The sequence below is a fragment of the Rossellomorea aquimaris genome (assembly GCF_020172085.1).
Classification (GTDB): Bacteria; Bacillota; Bacilli; order Bacillales; family Bacillaceae_B; genus Rossellomorea; species Rossellomorea aquimaris_E.
This window is the reverse complement of the sequence record NZ_JAIVAT010000003.1, coordinates 1,186,385-1,205,364: the sequence shown is the minus strand read 5'-3', so window position 1 is coordinate 1,205,364 and position 18,980 is coordinate 1,186,385. Positions and strand designations below refer to the sequence as shown.

The window sequence follows — 18,980 nt, the reverse complement described above, 5'->3', positions numbered from 1 at the left end:
ATCTTACTTGTTACATGGCTGATGAGCCGCCATCCACCACAAGGACCGAACCCGTAACAAAATCAGATGCACGGGCAGCCAGGAATAGAGCCGCTCCTTTTAAATCATCTTCGCTGCCGAATCGATTTAATGGCGTACCTTCTAAAATGGCTTCCCCGGCATGGGAGAGGATTCCCTTTGACATTTTTGTCGGAAAGAAGCCTGGTGCAATCGCATTAACATGGATGCCACGAGATCCCCATTTCACGGCAAGATCCTTCGTGAAGTTGATGACCGCTGCTTTACTTGTACTATATCCGATGGCATCCATATACCTTGGGTCCGTACCTTGCAGCCCAGCTACAGACGCGATGTTGATGATTTTCCCTACCTGCTGCTCTAACATCAACTTTCCTACGGCCTGTGACATAATGAAGGTCCCATTCACATTTACATTCATGACTTTATGCCATGCCTCAAGAGGCATTTCTTCTGCAGGCGCCCCCCATGAAGCTCCGCTGTTATTCACCAGGATGTCTATTCGGCCAAATGCTTTTTTGGTTTCATCCACAACCCTCTCGACATCTTCCGGATTCGTGACATCACATTGAAAAGAAAGAGCTTGAACACCCATACCCTCTAAATCCTTTTTGACTTCATCACATGCATCTACATTTCTTGAACAGACTACAACATTGGCCCCTGCTTCAGCAAATCCTGTGGCGATCTGCTTTCCAAGACCCCTTCCTCCACCTGTCACCAGTGCCACCTTACCAGATAAATCAAACAAGTCCTTTACATGCATATTTCTGCCTCCTTATTCCATACATTCAATCCACACCAAAGATACTAACCGGTCGGTATGTTAATTCTATAGTAAATAATATAGTCTGAATTTTCAATCATAATCACTTAAAAAAGATGTGATTTTCCATTCCCTATCAAAAAACTGGCTCATACTAGTATGAGCCAGCCCTATTTTTAAGCTTCCGCTTCAATCATTTCTTTATTATAGGTTTCAGTATCCAGTTCTCCCGTTACCTTACTCGTTATGATACCCGATGTCATCGCACCACTCACATTAACGGCTGTCCGCCCCATGTCGATTAAAGGCTCTATCGAAATCAAAAGGCCCGCTAACGCTACCGGCAGATCCATGGCAGATAGAACGAGGATAGCGGCAAAGGTTGCACCGCCACCAACTCCGGCGACACCGAAGGAACTGATGGCCACGACAGCAATAAGTGTGAAAATAAATGAAGGGGTAAAAGGATTGATTCCAACCGTTGGCGCGATCATGACGGCAAGCATTGCCGGGTATACACCGGCACACCCATTTTGCCCGATGGATAAACCGAAAGATCCCGAGAAGTTGGCGATCCCTTCTGACACACCCAGTTTATTCTTCTGAGTTTGTATGTTAAGGGGTAGTGTCCCTGCACTGGACCTGGAGGTAAAGGCAAAAGCCAATACAGGAAGCACTTTTTTCACGTACGTGACCGGATTCAGTCCAGTAAGTGTCAGCAAGATTAAGTGGATCAAGAACATGACGATCAATGCGATATAGGATGCTCCTACAAATTCACCCAGCTTCATAATGGCATCGAAATCACTCAGTGCCACCGTTTTTGCCATAATGGCAAGCACTCCGAATGGCGTCAGCCTTAATACAAGGGTCACAATTCTCATCACGACCGCATAGATTGAATCCACGATTTTTTTGAAAGATTCAGCCGTATCAGGTTCCTTCCGTCTGACCCCTAAATAGGCGATACCGATAAATCCTGCAAATATCACGACAGCAATGGTCGATGTGGCTCTTTCTCCGGTCAAATCAAGGAAAGGATTCTGAGGCAGGAGCTCCAGGATTTTTTGAGGGTAGCTTTGACCTTCTAACGCCGCAGCCCTTTCCTCTAGTTGAACACCCCTTGCCGCTTCGGCATTTCCTTGATCGATTTGGATGGCTTCCAAATCGAATGCTGCGGTTGTTGCAATTCCGACTGCAGCAGCAACAGCCGTCGTGCCTACAAGCAACCCGATAATCAATACAGATATCTTTCCTAGATTAGAAGATTGTTTCAGCTTTGTGAAAGCTGATACGATTGACACGAACACGAGCGGCATGACAATCATTTGAAGAAGCTTTATATAACCTGTTCCAACAATATTGAACCATTCAATCGATTGGGTTACATTTTCATCGCCTGCCTCATACACCCACTGTAAACCGAGTCCGAAAACAATCCCCAGTCCGAGCGCGGCAAACACCCGTTTTGAAAACGAAACATTTTTTCTTTGCATATGAAATAATACACCAATGAGAACAAGAAACACCAAAATGTTCAATAAAACAAACCAGACATTCATTCAAAACCCTCCCTCTTATCGCTGATGATGATACAAGTTAGACCGGGGTCTACTGTATAGTATGATAGGGGAGGGCAAGATATGTTGCTTTGTCCGATAAAAGCTATGATTTTAACAAACTATTCTGGACCGCTTGAAAAAGAGTGTGGGTTTTCTCTGGCTGTTTTGAAATCGCTGAAATGACCGCTACACCATCTGAGCCTGCTTCCATTACGTCTTGGATATTGTCGAGATGGATTCCTCCAATCCCGACTAATGGGAGAAGAATCCCTTCCGCTCGCATTGATTCAATCACCTTTGGCCCTTGAACGTTTCTACAATCATTCTTTGTTGTTGTATGAAACATGGGACCCACCCCAAGATAATCCGCACCTGACTCTACTGCGAGCTTGGCTTCTGTCACATTATGGGCAGATACTCCAAGTAATCTATCCCCCATTTTTTTACGGACTACCTCGACTGATTCGTCTTCTTGCCCTATATGTACACCATCTGCATTCATTGACAACGCAAGCTCCACATCATCATTGATGATAAAAGGAACACTGTGTTTTTGACACAATTGTTGGAGTTTAAGAGCCAGCTCCATCTTGGGCTGCCCTTTCAGACAACGAATCCCCTTTTCACGAAATTGAAACATGGTAACCCCGCCTGAGAGAGCATCTTCCAACACTCGGACAGGAGATCTTTCACAATTTTGGCTGCCCATGACAAAATATAGCTTTAAAGAGTCTCTCAGAGTCATACTTTCAAACCTTCATGGTAAGCCCAGTGGTTCGTTGGACCGTGCCCGCTCCCGATCCCGAGTGAATGCGTAATAGCGGCTGATATAAATTCCTTGGCAGTCTGGACTGAATCATAGACAGTGTTCCCTTTTGCCAGTTCTGCCGTAATGACTGCAGAGAACGTACAGCCTGTTCCATGCGTATGGGGTGTAGAGACTCTTGGACTCGTAAACTCATAAAATCCTTTGCCGTCATAAAGAATGTCAGTTGCATATAAAGATTGAGACTGGTGACCACCTTTAATGACCACATGTTTTGCCCCCATCTCGTATAGGTCCACCGCTGCTTTCCTACAATCATCAACATTCACTATCTGTCTCCCAGTTAAAGCTTCTGCCTCAGGTATATTGGGAGTGATGACGTAAGCAACCGGGATCAAACGATTGAGCAATGTTTGAATGGATTTTTCTTCTAATAAAGAAGCACCGCCTTTCGCAATCATCACAGGATCCACTATAAGCTTTTCCCAGCCGGAGGAGCTGGCAAAATCCGCAACAGATGCAATGATCTCTTCATTCACTAACATTCCGGTTTTTACCGCTTGCGGTGGTAAATCTTCAGTTACAGAAGTCAATTGTTCTATGACTCCAGATACCGACAATGGAAATACCCCCTGTACTCCTTTTGTATTTTGAGCTGTAACGGCTGTAATGGCAGACATCCCATAGACATGACATGCATGAAAGGTTTTTAAATCTGCTTGTATACCGGCGCCACCACCGCTATCCGATCCTGCAATCGTCAACGCTTTATTCACCATTTTATATTCACTCCTTTTTCAACCAAAGTAACGGTGATAAACTGATTTTGCTTCCTTTATTTCTTTCGTTCCATGGACAAGCGCCCGTCCATCATAGAATAAGACGACCCTGAGGGAATCTACTTTGAACCTAATCAAATAAGGATTCCTTTCCACTTGCTTGCCTTGGCTCTCAAGTGTTCTTGAAATGTCCAAGAGGTTAACAGAGTGCCTTGAAGCTGGCCGGATTTGAACAGAATCCCGTCCACATAGGACGGCCGTTTTGGTTTGATTCTCATATCGAAGACTTGGGTATGTTCTATGAACACCACATGAAGGACATTCTACTCGCTTCAACTTACTCACATCCAAAGACGTATGCTCATTTTTCCATAAATCGAAAGAGAAGACCCTGTGGCTAAGAGCTTCATAGTCTTCCACTAAAATCTTTAGTGCCTCTGTCGTTTGATAGGCGACCACCTGTGAGACGGCAGGACTGATAATTCCTGCTGTGTCACAGGTCAAGCCCCCAATAGGAACTTCATCGAGTAAACATGAAATACACGGGGTGACATTGGGAAGAATCGTGAATGAAATTCCATAGCTCCCCACGCAGGCTCCGTAGATCCAGGGAATGGAAAGTTTTTGAGATACATCATTGATGATCATTCTCGTATCAAAGTTATCTGTTGCATCGATGATCAGGTCCACACCCATGGCCATGTTCAATAACTCTTCAGGCATGACGTCCAGAATATGTGCTTCGATGTCAACATTTGAATTAATCTCTTCCAGTCTTTTTTTGGCAGCTATCGCCTTTGGAAGGCGACTTTTTGCATCTTGCTCATTGTAGAGCTGCTGTCGTTGCAGATTGCTCCATTCGACGTAATCACGGTCCACAATCGTCAGCTTTCCAATACCGGCACGAACGAGGACTTCCGCGTTCCCTGTTCCCAAAGCTCCTGCTCCAATTATGAGCACATGTTTACCCCTTATTCTTTCCTGGCCCTCTGTTCCAATAGGCAAAAACAAGATTTGTCTGGAATATCTCTCCACATTCAAACACTCATCCCCTCGATCGGACTACTTGCTGATGCATAGCGCTTTCGGGGAATTCTCCCGGCTTCATATCCAAAACGGCCACCCTCAATGGCAAGTCTCATGGCATTGGCCATTTTAATTGGATCTTTCGATTGTGACACCGCCGTGTTCAACAACACAGCATCTGCTCCCAGTTCCATAGCATAAGCAGCATCTGCTGGTGATCCAATCCCAGCATCAACGATGACCGGTACATTTGCCTGCTCAATAATGAAGCGAAGATTTACCGGGTTAACAATTCCCTGTCCCGATCCGATTGGTGATGCACCGGGCATAATGGCATGTGCCCCCAACTCTTCCAATTTCCTTGCAAGAACCACATCATCGGATGTATAAGGGAGGACCGTGAATCCTTCTTTAATCAATTCTTCTGTAGCCTTCAGTGTTTCCACGGGATCGGGCAACAATGTTTTATCACACCCAATCACTTCCACCTTAATCATGTCACAAAGTCCTGACGCTCTGGCTAACTGTGCATGCCGCACCGCTTCATCCGCTGTTTTTGCGCCAGCCGTATTCGGTAATAATGAGTAGCTTTCCAAGTCGAGTTTTTCTAAGAAGTTGGGTTGGCTGGGCTCGAATATATTCATTCTCCTGACCGTAAACGTAAGAATTTCTGCACCAGAAACCTCAACCGCTTTCTTCTGAATATCAAAATCAGGATATTTCCCTGTTCCTAACAATAATCTGGAATGGAATGTATAGTTTCCGATTTTCAACATGTCAACCGCCTCCTACAAATTGGACTAATTCAATAGTATCTCCGTTTTCAACTGCTGCCTTTTCATGTTCTTCTTTTCTTAAAATGGTTTGATTCTGTTCAACCATAATCGTTCGATTCTTCAGTTTGAAATGGTGTATAAGTTCTTCTATCGTAGTGATTGTGTCAGGCACTGTCACCTGCTGTCCATTTATCCTTAATTCCATTTTCTAGAACTCCCAACGTATGAATGTAGTAATGGATTCTCTTTGCCTTCCAATAGGTCTGCCATCATGACTCCGGTGATGGGAGCAAGGAGAATGCCATTTCGGTAGTGGCCCGTTGCAATGGAGAGCCCTTCCCACCTTTCACTCCTTCCGATCATAGGAAGTCCTCCGTGTGTTTGAGGCCGTATCCCTGACCAGGCTTTTTCCCAATCGGTATGGATAAGGTCTGGAAGAATTTCTGTAGCTTTCTTCATTAAACTCATCATTCCGCTAACGGAAATGCTTTCATCAAAGGTATTAGCGTGTTCTGTAGCCCCTATTAGTAATCGTCCACCCACCTTCGGAACAATGTAGCAACCCTCAGTGAAAATGGTCCTTTCCACCAATTCCCGGGGACATTTCACCGAAAAGCATTCACCTTTGACTGGAAAAGAGTGAAGTGTTAAACCGATTTTCCCCAATAGTGATTGACTCCAAGCACCGCCTGCAACGATTATTTCAGATGCAGAATAGGAACCGATAGACGTTTGAACTCCCGTTATCCTGCTTCCTTCAACAATAAAATCATATACATCCGTATACTCCTTGACATCAGCCCCTAATCTGACTGAAGCGAGCCCCAACGCTTCAGTTAGTTTCGGGGCCGCAACGTTTCCATCCCGTGGAATGAATAAACCACCGGCCACCTGCTTCGAAAGATGAGGCTCGAAGGCTGATAGCTTAAGAGGGGATAGCCATTCTACCTGTTCATCCTGTTCCGTTTGGGAGGCGACAGTTACTAAATTCTGTGCCTCTTCCTCTGTCCTTGCAAGTTTGATCATTCCATTTTCAACATACTCAATATCCATACCGGTTACTTCTTTTAATTCCTGTGCAAGGGCCGGGTACAAATTACGGCTGTTCTGCGCCAGTCGATAGAGGGGACTGCCCCCGGTTAATTCAGTATGTACTCCAAGCATTCCAGCTGCGGCTTTGGAGGCCTTGGATGCTAATCGATTCTTCTCCATCACCAATACTTTTTTTCCTCTTTTGGAAAGCTGATACGCAATGGAGCAGCCGATCACACCTCCACCTACAATCAACACATCAAATTGTTTCGCCAAGCTGTTTCACCTCCTTATGGGTTGCTTTATAGTAAGCCCGGGCTGCTTCTAGAGGGTCTTCAGAAAGGAAGATACCTGACAAGACCGCGATACCCTTTGCACCGGTTCTAACAATGTCATCTACTCGTCCGGGTGTAATACCCCCGATGGCAATAACGGGAAGGGGAATGTTCAAAACAATCTCTTCCAAATTTACAATCCCTTTCCCTTTCTTCCCTGGTTTCGACGTTGTATCATAAACATTTCCATAAAGGAGAAAATCTGCCCCTTGTTCATATGCCAGAAGGGCTTCTTGCATACTGTGCACCGATGACCCGATTTTCAAAGATGGGAAAGCCTTCTTCACTAAGCCAACTGGAGCACTATGATGTCCAAGCTGAACCCCTCTTACATGTTTCATACAAGCGATGTCTGCACGGTCATTGATACACAGTTTCCTTAACGGCACTCCCACAGCCGTTAATTCTACAACGGCTTCAATCAACTCAGCTCCTGTCCAGCTTCTTTCACGAATATGAAGCATATCAATATAGGGGTGAATGGTTCTCGAGATTTTCACCAATTCTTCCCTTGATTGCTGACCAGTGGAAATGACATGTAATCGTCTTCTTTTTTCAATTTCCATAGCGAACATCTCCCGTCGGAAAAATTGGTAGATCAATAGAAAGGAAGTAACTTACTAAAATCATGAGAATGATGCTCCCGATAAAATACGCATCAAATTTCGAAAAGCCGACTTTGTAGAAATAGGTCCTCTCCCCATCGCCAACGAATCCTTTCGTTTCCATTGCAACCGCTATTCTGTGTGCCCTTCGGATACTTTGCGCCAATAAGGGAATGGAGTAAGCTTGTATTTTATGAATTTGATGCTTCATTCCTTTTTGTTCTCGAATCCCCCTGACTTTCAAGGCATTTCCAATCGTATTGAATTCTTCCAACATGATGGGAATCAGCCTTAGTCCGGCCATAAAACTATAAGCATACTTCGGCTTTAGGCGTAATTGTTGCATGAGTGAATAAAACAGTAGGACAGGTCTCGTTGTAAGAGCAAATAAGAGGCCTAAAACAGCAAATACAAATGCTCTCAATCCTATATGAACCCCCCTGTAAAAACTTTCCTCCGTCACTTCGATCAACCCCCACGTAAGCCACGTTGTCTCTCCTTTCCCAAACATAATCATCGAGGATGCAGTAGACAGAAAGACAAGGAAAAATGGCAAGACCAGTAGCAGCACTAATTTCCTTGAGTATCCTGAGAACGACCACAATAAGAGGAAAGCGAACAATGTCAAATACATAAGCCAATTAAGGTAATGAACAAATAGTAAAAATACAAAAAGTCCGATCATCACGATCAATTTCAAGCTCGGGTTTGTGTCATGGAGCCAGGTATGTTTATAAACAAATTCCATATTCACAGCGCTTTTCTCCTTGCTACTTCTACATCCACATCTTGAAGCAATCGTCCTTTTTCAATTGTCCATACCCTGGTTGCAAAGTGTTGGATGATTTTATCATCATGAGTCACCATCAAAATGGTTGCGCCTTCACGCTGTAACTCTTGAAGCATTTCAATCAGTGCGAAGGTATTTTGTGCGTCCTGCCCGAAGGTTGGTTCATCCAATAATAGAATCTCCTTATTGGGAACGATGGAAGCTGCAACACTTAATCTGCGTTTTTGCCCCATGGATAGAGTATATGGATGATGAAACTTATATGGATCAAGCATGAATCGCTGGAGTAAATTTTCCACATCTTTCTCAACACACTTTTCATCTAATTTCTTCAGCCGAAAGCTGTAAGCCACTTCGTCAAAAACGGTATGTGTGACAAACTGTAATTCGGGATTTTGAAAAACAAACGCACAATCTTTGGGAACCTTTTTCCCCTTCACCTGCATTCCATTTAGTTCGTACGTCCCGCTTGTATGAATGAATTTCATTAAGCTGTGAAGTAATGTTGATTTCCCTGCACCATTCCTTCCTGTAATGGCAATCCATTCTCCTTTCCGGATCGCAGCATGCGGCAGGTGGATCTTCTCTTTTTTTTGAATATAGCCTTTAAAGTTTTCCATACTTGCAATCACTGGTCCAAACGAAGGAATCTCCCTCTGGCATCGGGATGACAGATATTCTTCCCACGCGCCCGGGTACCAAACACCTAAAGACCTCAACGTTTCTTTGTAACGGCTTAGGATCCATTCTTTCGTTCCATCCGCCATAATGGTTCCATCTGCATCGAATAGAATGATCCGATCTATGATTTCCAGAACATGATCGAGTTTATGCTCTACAATCACTAGGGTTTTGTCTTTACAAATCTCTTTGATTGTTTTCCAAACAGACGCTGTGCTTTCCTCGTCCAACAGTGAGGTCGGTTCATCCAGGAATAGAGTATGGGGTTCTAGAGCAAGAACAGAGGCAATGGCCAACTTTTGCTTCATACCTCCTGATAATGTTGAGATTTTCGTATGGGGATCTTTCATCTCCAGTCCCACTTCCGATAACAGCCTGCGAATGGTCTCTTTCATCTCCTCTCTCTTGATTTGTAAATTCTCCAAGACAAAGGCCAATTCTTCATCTACAAATGGCATACAAAATTGAGAGTCGGGATCTTGAAATACATATCCATATGAATCAGCTATCTCCATGTTGGAAGCTCTCATGGGAACATCCACAGACCGGGGGATCACCCCGGATAAAACATGAAGAAGTGTTGATTTACCACATCCTGATGGACCCAATAGCAATACTTTTTCCCCTTCATTGATTGACAGACTGACATCATTAAACATCCGTTTTTCCGATCCGGGAAATTTAAGTCGAAGGTTTTCAACATGCATAAAGTTCACCTCTTAATGATGCAATGAATCGTACTCTTCTTGATCAGCACGTCTTACAAGACTTGTGACTCCGGTTTTCTCGAGGGCCCTAACCAAATAAAAAGATCCTGCACCTGCGATGACAATCGAACCCAGTAATCTCGCAACAATGAATAAGGACAGATTCCAAAGGGCCAAATCTCCAATATATCCTTTCATGTAGTCCATAAAGATGGAACCACATGCAGAACCAACTGCCGCGAAACATATAATCGAAAAATCATAGCGTTTATATTTCGTCATAAAGAAAATCAACTCTGCCATCAACCCTTGAATGATTCCAAATAAAAGCACCTCCAGTCCCCATTCTGAACCCATGAGAAACTCCCCGGATGAAGCGGCGATTTCGGCTAAAAGGGCCACTCCCGGTTTTCGGATAATCAAGAATGCCACTGTGGCCGCCATGAACCACATTCCATAGATGAATTGATCCGCATGTAAACCGATTGGCTTCATTAAGTTGTAAAATGGTCCCCAAAGTTTATAAATAACTCCAAACATGATGGAAATGACTACTGTTACTAAAATATCCGTCAGTTTTAATTTAGACATGCTGCTCACCCCTTTTCTTTCCGGCATCCAGAGCAAACGGCCATTTTTCAAGAGTATAAGCCATTTCCCAAAACTGTAACTCATAGATGCTGCTCAAAATGAAATTTTCTTTCATTCTTTCTTTATCACATGCGCTCATTGTTTCTGCCAATTCATCAAGACGATTGATTTGTTCTTCGACTAACTCTTTGAACCATTCCCCTCCATATGCCTCAATCCATTCCTGATAAACCGGCTCTTCCGGAGTGCATGATTTCAAGCGTTCCCCTATCTCGTAATAGAGCCAGTAGCATGGGAGAATCGCCGCCAAGATATCCGCAAGACCTCCATATCTCGCAGAACGATACATATGCGACGTATAGGCATATGCTGTGGGAGCCGGTTTGAAATTCTGTATTTCCTCCTCCGTGATACCTAATCGTTTCGAGAAATTTTCATGAAGTGAAAGCTCTGCTTCATTTGTTCCTACAGCGTGCGATGCCATTCGTGATGTAGTATGTAGATCCATTGCTTTTGACGCACCGAGCGCCTGCACCTTCGAGAAATGTGAAAGATAATAGGCATCTTGCAAGAGGTAGTACTTGAACTTCTCGATGGGGAGCGTTCCATCCCCGATCCCTTTGACGAAGGGATGATGGAAGCTCGCGTCCCAAATTTCCTTGACTTCATTTCGTAACACCGTTGAAAATGACATTATTTCCTACTCCTTTTCCAGACGACCCGAAATGGGCAACAAAAAAAGCCACTTTCCATGATGCATACCGCATACAGAAAGTGGCTTGAGATCAGAATGATAGAATCGTATTCTTCGTGACCGTCAAACACCACTTCCCTCCGCTGGTCTCAACCAGATCAGGTTCAAAGGGTCTTAAAGTCACACTTTAATCTCAGCCTTTTAGAAGGCACCCCTAGTGGATCGTCTTATGAAATTTTGTTTTCGATGTTATCGTATCATGATTCATTTCGTTGTCAACACAAATAGCACAAATCATTGTTTTTTATCAGTTACAAATTGACCCTTGGATGCAATGACATCAAAAGATTTAGCAGTTTTCATTTTTGATGAAATATTTTTTTCTAAAAAAATTCGTCAGTCCCTTTATCTCTTCTTTTTAGAATAGAATAAATATTCAATATCATGCAAGACCATAAAGGGACGAACCTTGTTAAAAGGTCCGTCCCTCGAATTATTTAAACCACCCTTTTTCTTTCGATTGTGTGATGGCTTCGATTCGATTTTTCACTTCAAGCTTGTCGAGTATGGTAGAGATATAATTCCTGACAGTTCCTGTTTTAAGCTGTAGTTCATCGGCGATTTCCTTTGTGTTTTTCCCGTCGGCAACAAGCTCCAGTACTTCTTTTTCCCTGTCTGTAAGAGGGTTTTCTTCACTGTAGACATCATCCATTAGCTCAGGTGCATAAATGCGCTTGCCATCCATCACAAGTCGGATCGAGTTCGCCAGTTCTTCACTAGGACTGTCCTTCAACAAATATCCTTTCACTCCACCTTTGAGCGCACGCTGGAAATAACCTGATCTTGCAAAAGTAGTAAGGATGATCACCTTGCAATCTTCCCCCTTTAATTCCTCAGCTGCTTCAAGGCCGGTCTTCTTGGGCATTTCAATATCCATAATGCATATATCAGGTTTAAGTTCGTGGACGAGGGCAATGGCTTCTTCTCCATTGCCCGCTTTTCCTACCACTTCCATATCATCTTCCAAACTTAAAAGCGAACCCAGTGCGCCCAACAGCATCCGTTGATCTTCGGCAATCACAATTCGAATCATTCCATTCCCTCCCTATCTGTCTGCTTGATTACTTTTGGCACCCGCATAATCAAGGTGGTGCCTTCATCCGAAACAATGTCGAGACTGCCATTCACAAATTCCAACCGCTCTCTCATTCCGATCAGACCGCTTCCTCCTGACTGTGAGTAATCACTTCCGATCCCTACACCGTCATCTTTCACCAAGATGGTCATCTCTTTATCCGATTCTTCAATAAGGAGTTCACAGTAGGAAGCCTTACTATGTTTGACTACATTTGTCACTGCCTCTTTTAAGCACATGCTTAAGATGTTTTCCATAAAGAGAGATGCTTGTGGAAGGTTGCTTTCTTCACACAAGATGAATTCGATATCAGCTGCCTTTAAGAGCTGTTTGATCCTGACAATCTCATCCTTCAATCGGATTCCCCTCATCTGGGAGACCATTGTCCTGACCTCACTCAATGCGGTTCTTGCCGTTTGTTGAACATCTTGCAATTCATTTCTTGCCTGTTCTGGATCTTTATAGACCAATTTTCTCGCAAGGTCACTTTTCAAACCAATCAACGAAAGCTTTTGACCCAGCGTATCGTGGAGGTCCCTGGCAATCCTTTGACGTTCTTCCTGTTTGACAAGATCCGAAATTCGCTTATTTGCATCTTCAAGCTGATCTTCAAGCTGTACTTGTTTATTCCGGTTATAAATATTGAACGGCAGCAATATTACGCTGATCCATATGATCAGAATGAACGGAAACTGAGATAGGAACAATTCATCCTGCAACACAAAGTTATAGTTGATCGAAGCCGTTGTCAGCACAAGATGGATAATGTAAAGTGTCAAAAAAGCAACGCGATTTTTAATATTTCCGTTATAGTAGGCTATGTAAAAAGCAAAATATATAAAATTAAATTGTATGGTCATTGTAATGGAGATCGCAATGAGTATCGATGTCCATAAATAAACGGGCCAATCTTTTGAGATGAAGGCGAAACGTAATGAAATAAAAAACGCAATGGTCAAGAAAATCCCTACCGCAATTTCAATCGTAGAGGAAGATTGAAAAATAAAGTAAAAGGGCAGGATGCTGATAATGCTCCATATGTAGGGGGAGATCCCTGAACCTCTTTGAATATTGATTATTTTCTTCGGCATTTGCATGCTGGAAACCTCTTTTACTTTCAATATTTTAAATATGTCTCCTATATTATGACATAAATAATCCGGATTTTCATATGTAGCTCATTAAAAGAACTGTTTATTTCTTATGCTAGTATTTCCGGTTTTGAATTCTTTTTTGCTTCTCCATGACCTCATAGGATTTGTGTATGATGTCTGTTAAGACGTCACCTTTGTACACTCTGCCAATTTTCGTATTCTGCTGATAGTATTCTACAATTTCATCCAATTTCTCTGATGTTTCTTTATCAACCCTTACATTAAGTTGCATTCTTCCTTGATTTGACAAGGTTCGCACTCCTTTCTATCAATATGATATCATCTGCTAGCACATTAGTATCAATAGTATATCAAATGATATCATTGAGATACACAGTACAAATGTCATATAAATTTTAAAATACATGAATCGTTTTTTTCACTTTCTCCAAATACTTTTAACACCTTTCTTTCTTCGATTTACTCATTCCATTTTTTACATCCAATACCCATGCAAACATATTGATCTGAATCATTGAAACTGGTAAAAAAGCATCCTCCCGACTCATTAACCAATGGAAGGGAGGATGCTCTGCATCATTTTATTCGATATGTTCTTGGCAGTATTGCAAAATGAGGCTTTCTTCTTCTTCTTCTAATTCAAAATCCATGATGGTCTCAGTGTTTCTCTCAATGATCGTGGATTGTACGATTCTCGCTCCATTCTCATCCCGAACAAAAATGGCCTTTATGTAAATACCCTGTTCTGAATACAGGTCATCATCCTCTGGCACTTCGACATCAAGCATCACTTCATAACGGTCTCCACTTAATATACCAGTTGGATCTTTTAATTCCTCAACATGGTGGTTGGTAATATTCATCGTTCTAACTTCCTTTCAATCTGAAACATGTTTCGTTCATCTTTCTATTATACACCTTTAATCGCCCAATTTAAAAATGTATACTCTATCTCAGTGAAAAAGGATATGAATAGGCTTCCTTCTCCAACTTCGTTATAATACAGATAGTATCATTGTTTAAGGAGAGAATATTAGTGAATTCTAAAGAAATGCAAGAAAAAATCATCCAAAATTATCAGAAGGACGAGCATATGATGATCCTTGTATTTGCACAATGGTGTGTGAATCATGATCTCGATCCTACTGAGCTCTATCAAAGAGCCTATCCCCAGCAAGGAAAAAATCCTGCCCTGCAGCATGGAATCGACTTGACCGTACCTAAAGAGGAATCAGAAGATATTCCAGACAGTACATTACTTGGCGTCCTTTCCCTTTTCGGAAACGAAGACCTTGCTCATGTCGTGACAGAAGAAATCAATAAGCGCACAAAGAAAAGGTGAAGAACAAAGAGGGACGGACCTGTTGAAGGTCCGTCCCTCTTTGTCGCTCCATATAAAATCAAAGTAGTAACGAATGATGTGGAATAAGGTTGGTGATATTGGCCAGGCTGTCAACACGATTTAGGTAGCTATCTTTTCTTGATCACCGATTTGAAGATCCTGTTTTAATACGAAATCGTCCAGCTGCCTATAAAACCAATGATGCTGAAGATTAGCCCTGATAGTACCCTAAATGTTCAAACCAAGTTGTGATTAAAAAGGATATGTAAAATAGGATACTTTTGTGGGATTCGTTACATGAGATCATCAAACACCCCCTCTTCCACTTGGTCTATGAAGGAAAGTTATTCGACTACGATCTGATCAAATCAAACAAGGGAAAAATAAAATCCCCCTCGAATTCAATTATTCAGGGGGATTACCTTATTAAGCCTCATCCACGTTTTGAATGAGCCTAAACAGGAATTCATAGATAAGCTCATAAGCTTCCAGCATTGAATACTCTTCTTTAAATTCCGGAAGTTCATTCAAAGTAAAATTCAAGTCCCACAACCCATCTTCACCATTAAACAACAAATCAAATGATGATTCAACTTCAAGGGACTCTTCCAAATACCGCTCAATCTGACTCCTATACTTCTTTTGGAGTCTTAATCCAAGCATTGCATCATACGTCCCGAATACGTCGTCCACTTCCAACGAAACGGCTTCCACTCCAATCACCTCGAACCATTCGGATTCAAGGTAAATGAATTCTTTTTTATGCTCTCTCAAGTAGCTGAGGGGTTGTCCAAGAAATGTAACAGCTTCCTCACTGATCAGTTCTTCTGTTTCTTTATCACAACGCTCGATATACGCATCCTGAAAACGTGAATCTTTATCTGGAGAAGTAATCTCATCAACGTCCAGTAACCCTTGCTTTACCACATATTCCTTCTCCAGATCAAACAAAGGCACAGTACCTTCAGATTCTTTTATTTCCTCAATGAATGGTTTCAATCTTTTCTGTAACATTCTTTTCCCTCCTTAAACATTCTTTCTTTTTATCATGTTTGTACTATTCTATCTCTAAGTATACAGGACAATGGTCGCTTCCGAGGATATCAGAGTGAATTTCAGCTTTTTTTATAGAACGTGATAATTGTTCGGAGACAATAAAGTAATCAATCCTCCACCCGATATTTCGCTCACGCACATTACTCATATAAGACCACCAACTGAAGGCGTCATCTTTGTCGGGATAAAGATATCGAAAACTGTCGGTGAACCCTTCATGCAGTAACAATGTCATTTTACCCCTTTCTTCATCGGTGAATCCCGAATTTCCTCGGTTGGACTTATCATTTTTCAGGTCGATTTCAGTATGCGCCACGTTTAGGTCCCCGCATAGAATGACCTGCTTATGAAGATTCAATTCTAGGAGGTAAGCTCTTAAAGTATCCTCCCACTCCAGGCGTTCCTCGATCCTCGAAAGATCTCTTTTAGAATTGGGCGTATACACATTCACCAAATAAAAGGATTCAAATTCACATGTAATGATCCTTCCCTCAGACTCTATTTCATCGTCGTTAAAACCATAGCTGACAGCCAGAGGCTCCCGTTTCGTGAAGACCGCAGTCCCTGAATATCCCTTTCGGATTGCATAGTTCCAATACTGATGATACCCATTTAAATCCAGTGAAATTTGACCATCCTGAAGCTTCGTTTCTTGAAGACAAAAGATATCCGCATCCATACGGTGGAAATAATCTAAAAACCCTTTTTTCACACATGCTCTAATTCCGTTTACATTCCAGGATACCAGCTTCATAGTCATTTTTTCATCTCCTTTACTCTCAAAACATCTCTTATTATCCTACCATAAAATCCACTTCCATCTATTATTATACTGAGATAACACCTGAGATTTTTTATATTATATCGATATAATACCATCTGTTTAATGTTGTTTTCTCACAATAAAAAACCATGCGATGCATGGTTTTTTATTGGATTATGATCAATCCATTTACTATTATTTTTTCCTTTTAGGATCTTTAGTGATTAGTTTGTCGGACCTTCCCAAGACATCATGCCACCAGTCATATTGATCACATCAAACCCTTGATCTTCAAGAAATTGTGCGGCTTTTCCGCTTCTCCCCCCTGATCGGCAGACCATGATATACTCTTTTGTCTTTTCTAATTCATTCATGCGACTCTCTATTTGCCCTAATGAGATGTGCTTCGCGCTAGGAATCATCCCCATTGCCACTTCGTCATCTTCACGTACATCTATGATGTTTAGAAATTGATTTTCGTCATTCAATAATTCTTCAACCTGTTTAGCTGTTAAGTGTTTCATAGCTTGTACCTCCTCATTTGTTTTCAGTGCTTATGTACACATAATATACCTATAAGGGTATTTTGTCAATCATAATGTAAAAAAGCACTTCCGCTGCAGGAAGTGCTTTTAAACACCTATCAATCGTCACCGTTGAGTAGGTCACCAAGTCCACCAAGTAAACTTCCTTCACCCGTGGAACGTCCTCCACCTGGGGCGTTGGCATAAATCCTTTCCGCTAACCGACTGAATGGAAGTGACTGGATCCAAACTGTACCAGGACCACGGACTGTTGCAAAAAACAATCCTTCTCCCCCTAAGAAAGCAGATTTAATTTTGCCGACATATTCTATGTTGTAATCCACTTCTTTCGTCATGGCAACTAAACAACCTGTATCGACTCGTAACACTTCTCCTGGCTGAAGCTCTCTTCTGTGGATGGTTCCACCTGCATGGAGAAAGGCCAACCCGTCTCCTTCTAGCTTCTGCATGATAAAGCCTTCCCCGCCAAAGAAGCCTGTACCTAATTTCTTTTGAAAGTCAATTCCGACAGATACTCCCTTTGCCGCACAAAGAAAAGCATCCTTTTGACAAATCACTTTACCGCCTAATTCGCTTAAATCAACCGGAATGATCTTTCCTGGATATGGAGCAGCAAAGGATACATGCTTTTTACCCATGCCCTCATTGGTGAATACGGTCATGAACAAACTCTCGCCAGTCAATATACGCTTTCCGGCACCAACTAGCTTGCCAAGAAATCCTCCTGCACCCCCGCCTTGAGATCCATCACCAAAGATCGTCTCCATTCCTATTCCATCTTCCATCATCATCATGCCACCAGCTTCCGCTACGGCACTTTCACCTGGATCTAATTCTATTTCGACAAACTGCATATCATCCCCGTGCAATTTGTATTCAATTTCATGTGAATTCATTCCATAATCCTCCTCTATTCTCATGTATATTTACCTATTCTTCAAGAGGATGGAGATTTCCTTCTTAACATCTATTTTCATAATAATAAGATTTCGAACAAAAAACCCCTTCGCAGAATGGTGCACAAAGGGGGGTTGACCTTCCTATGGTCTGGGGATGTTTTTACCATAAAAGATTTCATCCATTTCCATCTTAACTTTATCCGTAATTTCGTCGACCTCATTTTCTTCAAGTTTGTCCTTTGTATAACCGAATAAATAGTTGTTTAAATCAAATTCCTTCAGCTTACATTTTGTGTGAAAAATATTTTGAGGATAGACATTCACGTCAATCATGTCATACTCATCCTTGATTTCTTCGGGAATGTAATTCTGGATCGAGTTGATATCGTGATCAATGAATAGTTTTTTTCCATTAATATCCCTTGTAAACCCCCTCACCCGATAATCCATCGTCATGATGTCTGTGTCGAATGAGTGGATCAAGTAGTTCAACGCCTTTAAGGGGGAAATTTCCCCGCATGTTGATACATCAATATCGGCCCTGAATGTAGAAATTCCTTCATGAGGATGATACTCTGGGTAGGTATGCACGGTAATATGGCTTTTATCAAGATGCATCGTCACCGTAGAAGGCAATGGACCGGGTGATTCATCAAAATGCTCCGTCGGCACTTCGACGATCGGTCCTTCCGATACCAGGATTGTCACACTTGCCCCTTGGGGAACGTAGTCTTGCTTCGAAATATTCAACACATGAGCTCCGATAATATCCGATACATGTGTGAGAATCTTCGTCAATCGATCGGCGTTATACTGTTCATCGATGTATTCAATGTATGCTTCCCGTTCTTCCCGGGTCTTTGTATAGCAAATATCATACATATTAAAACTTAATGATTTCGTTAAGTTATTGAATTCATGGAGTTGAATACGTTCTTCATGAGATAATTTCATTGTGCATTTCCCCTTATATGTAAAATTTGTGAGTATGCCCTAT

23 protein-coding genes and 1 riboswitch are annotated in these 18,980 nt (G+C 42.1%); of the genes, 1 reads left to right on the top strand and 22 read right to left on the bottom strand.

Annotated features, from left to right (window positions below; all coding sequences use genetic code 11):
• Window positions 1–10: 10 nt before the first annotated feature.
• The 17 genes from LCL96_RS07025 to LCL96_RS06945 all read right to left on the bottom strand — a co-directional run bounded on the left by LCL96_RS07025 (window position 11) and on the right by LCL96_RS06945 (window position 14,241).
• Window positions 11–784 (bottom strand): SDR family oxidoreductase, encoded by a 774-nt coding sequence (locus tag LCL96_RS07025; RefSeq protein WP_224940700.1) that lies wholly within the window; start codon window positions 782–784, stop codon window positions 11–13.
• Between the two features lie 176 nt (window positions 785–960).
• On the bottom strand, window positions 961–2,346 hold the full coding sequence (locus LCL96_RS07020; RefSeq protein WP_224940699.1) for an L-cystine transporter: 1,386 nt from the start codon (window positions 2,344–2,346) through the stop codon (window positions 961–963).
• A gap of 103 nt (window positions 2,347–2,449) precedes the next feature.
• Window positions 2,450–3,091 (bottom strand): thiamine phosphate synthase, encoded by a 642-nt coding sequence (gene thiE, locus LCL96_RS07015; protein ID WP_224940698.1) that lies wholly within the window; start codon window positions 3,089–3,091, stop codon window positions 2,450–2,452.
• A complete protein-coding gene (thiD, locus tag LCL96_RS07010) occupies window positions 3,088–3,891 on the bottom strand; it encodes a bifunctional hydroxymethylpyrimidine kinase/phosphomethylpyrimidine kinase (RefSeq protein ID WP_224940697.1) in 804 nt (267 codons plus the stop codon). The genes thiE and thiD overlap by 4 nt, the downstream gene beginning before the upstream one ends.
• Window positions 3,892–3,909: 18 nt before the next feature.
• Entirely contained in the window at window positions 3,910–4,926 is a 1,017-nt protein-coding gene (locus tag LCL96_RS07005; protein WP_412103561.1) for a thiazole biosynthesis adenylyltransferase ThiF, read from the bottom strand.
• Between the two features lie 2 nt (window positions 4,927–4,928).
• The gene (locus tag LCL96_RS07000; RefSeq protein ID WP_224940695.1) at window positions 4,929–5,693 is read right to left on the bottom strand and encodes a thiazole synthase; all 765 of its coding nucleotides are present in this window, start codon (window positions 5,691–5,693) and stop codon (window positions 4,929–4,931) included.
• Window position 5,694: 1 nt separating this feature from the next.
• Window positions 5,695–5,898 (bottom strand): sulfur carrier protein ThiS, encoded by a 204-nt coding sequence (gene thiS / locus LCL96_RS06995; protein WP_224940694.1) that lies wholly within the window; start codon window positions 5,896–5,898, stop codon window positions 5,695–5,697.
• Window positions 5,889–7,001, bottom strand: a complete 1,113-nt coding sequence (thiO, locus tag LCL96_RS06990) for a glycine oxidase ThiO (protein ID WP_224940693.1) — start codon at window positions 6,999–7,001, stop codon at window positions 5,889–5,891. Before thiO ends, thiS begins: the two co-directional genes overlap by 10 nt.
• Window positions 6,985–7,626, bottom strand: coding sequence for a thiamine phosphate synthase (locus tag LCL96_RS06985; protein ID WP_224940692.1), 642 nt, complete (start codon window positions 7,624–7,626; stop codon window positions 6,985–6,987). Before LCL96_RS06985 ends, thiO begins: the two co-directional genes overlap by 17 nt.
• Window positions 7,616–8,419, bottom strand: a complete 804-nt coding sequence (locus LCL96_RS06980; protein ID WP_412103534.1) for an energy-coupling factor transporter transmembrane component T family protein — start codon at window positions 8,417–8,419, stop codon at window positions 7,616–7,618. Before LCL96_RS06980 ends, LCL96_RS06985 begins: the two co-directional genes overlap by 11 nt.
• The gene (locus LCL96_RS06975; RefSeq protein WP_224940691.1) at window positions 8,416–9,843 is read right to left on the bottom strand and encodes an ABC transporter ATP-binding protein; all 1,428 of its coding nucleotides are present in this window, start codon (window positions 9,841–9,843) and stop codon (window positions 8,416–8,418) included. Before LCL96_RS06975 ends, LCL96_RS06980 begins: the two co-directional genes overlap by 4 nt.
• A gap of 12 nt (window positions 9,844–9,855) precedes the next feature.
• A complete protein-coding gene (locus LCL96_RS06970; RefSeq protein ID WP_224940690.1) occupies window positions 9,856–10,434 on the bottom strand; it encodes an ECF transporter S component in 579 nt (192 codons plus the stop codon).
• Entirely contained in the window at window positions 10,427–11,128 is a 702-nt protein-coding gene (gene tenA, locus LCL96_RS06965; RefSeq protein ID WP_224940689.1) for a thiaminase II, read from the bottom strand. Before tenA ends, LCL96_RS06970 begins: the two co-directional genes overlap by 8 nt.
• A 118-nt stretch (window positions 11,129–11,246) precedes the next feature.
• A riboswitch (TPP riboswitch) is annotated at window positions 11,247–11,354 on the bottom strand.
• A 267-nt stretch (window positions 11,355–11,621) separates the two neighbouring features.
• On the bottom strand, window positions 11,622–12,221 hold the full coding sequence (locus LCL96_RS06960; RefSeq protein WP_224940688.1) for a response regulator transcription factor: 600 nt from the start codon (window positions 12,219–12,221) through the stop codon (window positions 11,622–11,624).
• Entirely contained in the window at window positions 12,218–13,354 is a 1,137-nt protein-coding gene (locus LCL96_RS06955; RefSeq protein ID WP_224941322.1) for a sensor histidine kinase, read from the bottom strand. Before LCL96_RS06955 ends, LCL96_RS06960 begins: the two co-directional genes overlap by 4 nt.
• A 115-nt stretch (window positions 13,355–13,469) precedes the next feature.
• On the bottom strand, window positions 13,470–13,667 hold the full coding sequence (locus LCL96_RS06950; protein ID WP_224940687.1) for a hypothetical protein: 198 nt from the start codon (window positions 13,665–13,667) through the stop codon (window positions 13,470–13,472).
• A 292-nt stretch (window positions 13,668–13,959) separates the two neighbouring features.
• Window positions 13,960–14,241 (bottom strand): DUF6509 family protein, encoded by a 282-nt coding sequence (locus LCL96_RS06945; protein ID WP_224940686.1) that lies wholly within the window; start codon window positions 14,239–14,241, stop codon window positions 13,960–13,962.
• A 173-nt stretch (window positions 14,242–14,414) separates the two neighbouring features.
• On the opposite strand from LCL96_RS06945, the gene LCL96_RS06940 reads away from it, so the two are divergent.
• The gene (locus tag LCL96_RS06940; RefSeq protein ID WP_224940685.1) at window positions 14,415–14,720 is read left to right on the top strand and encodes a hypothetical protein; all 306 of its coding nucleotides are present in this window, start codon (window positions 14,415–14,417) and stop codon (window positions 14,718–14,720) included.
• Between the two features lie 426 nt (window positions 14,721–15,146).
• On the opposite strand, the gene LCL96_RS06935 is transcribed toward LCL96_RS06940, so the two are convergent.
• From LCL96_RS06935 to speD, 5 genes are all read right to left on the bottom strand, one after another.
• Window positions 15,147–15,734, bottom strand: coding sequence for a branched-chain amino acid aminotransferase (locus tag LCL96_RS06935; RefSeq protein ID WP_224940684.1), 588 nt, complete (start codon window positions 15,732–15,734; stop codon window positions 15,147–15,149).
• A gap of 43 nt (window positions 15,735–15,777) precedes the next feature.
• Entirely contained in the window at window positions 15,778–16,530 is a 753-nt protein-coding gene (locus tag LCL96_RS06930; protein WP_224941321.1) for an exodeoxyribonuclease III, read from the bottom strand.
• A 233-nt stretch (window positions 16,531–16,763) separates the two neighbouring features.
• Window positions 16,764–17,063: a rhodanese-like domain-containing protein gene (locus tag LCL96_RS06925; protein WP_224940683.1), complete on the bottom strand. Its 300-nt coding sequence runs from the start codon at window positions 17,061–17,063 to the stop codon at window positions 16,764–16,766.
• A gap of 119 nt (window positions 17,064–17,182) precedes the next feature.
• Window positions 17,183–17,980, bottom strand: coding sequence for a TIGR00266 family protein (locus LCL96_RS06920; RefSeq protein WP_224940682.1), 798 nt, complete (start codon window positions 17,978–17,980; stop codon window positions 17,183–17,185).
• A gap of 144 nt (window positions 17,981–18,124) precedes the next feature.
• The gene (gene speD, locus LCL96_RS06915) at window positions 18,125–18,937 is read right to left on the bottom strand and encodes an adenosylmethionine decarboxylase (RefSeq protein ID WP_224940681.1); all 813 of its coding nucleotides are present in this window, start codon (window positions 18,935–18,937) and stop codon (window positions 18,125–18,127) included.
• Window positions 18,938–18,980: the final 43 nt, after the last annotated feature.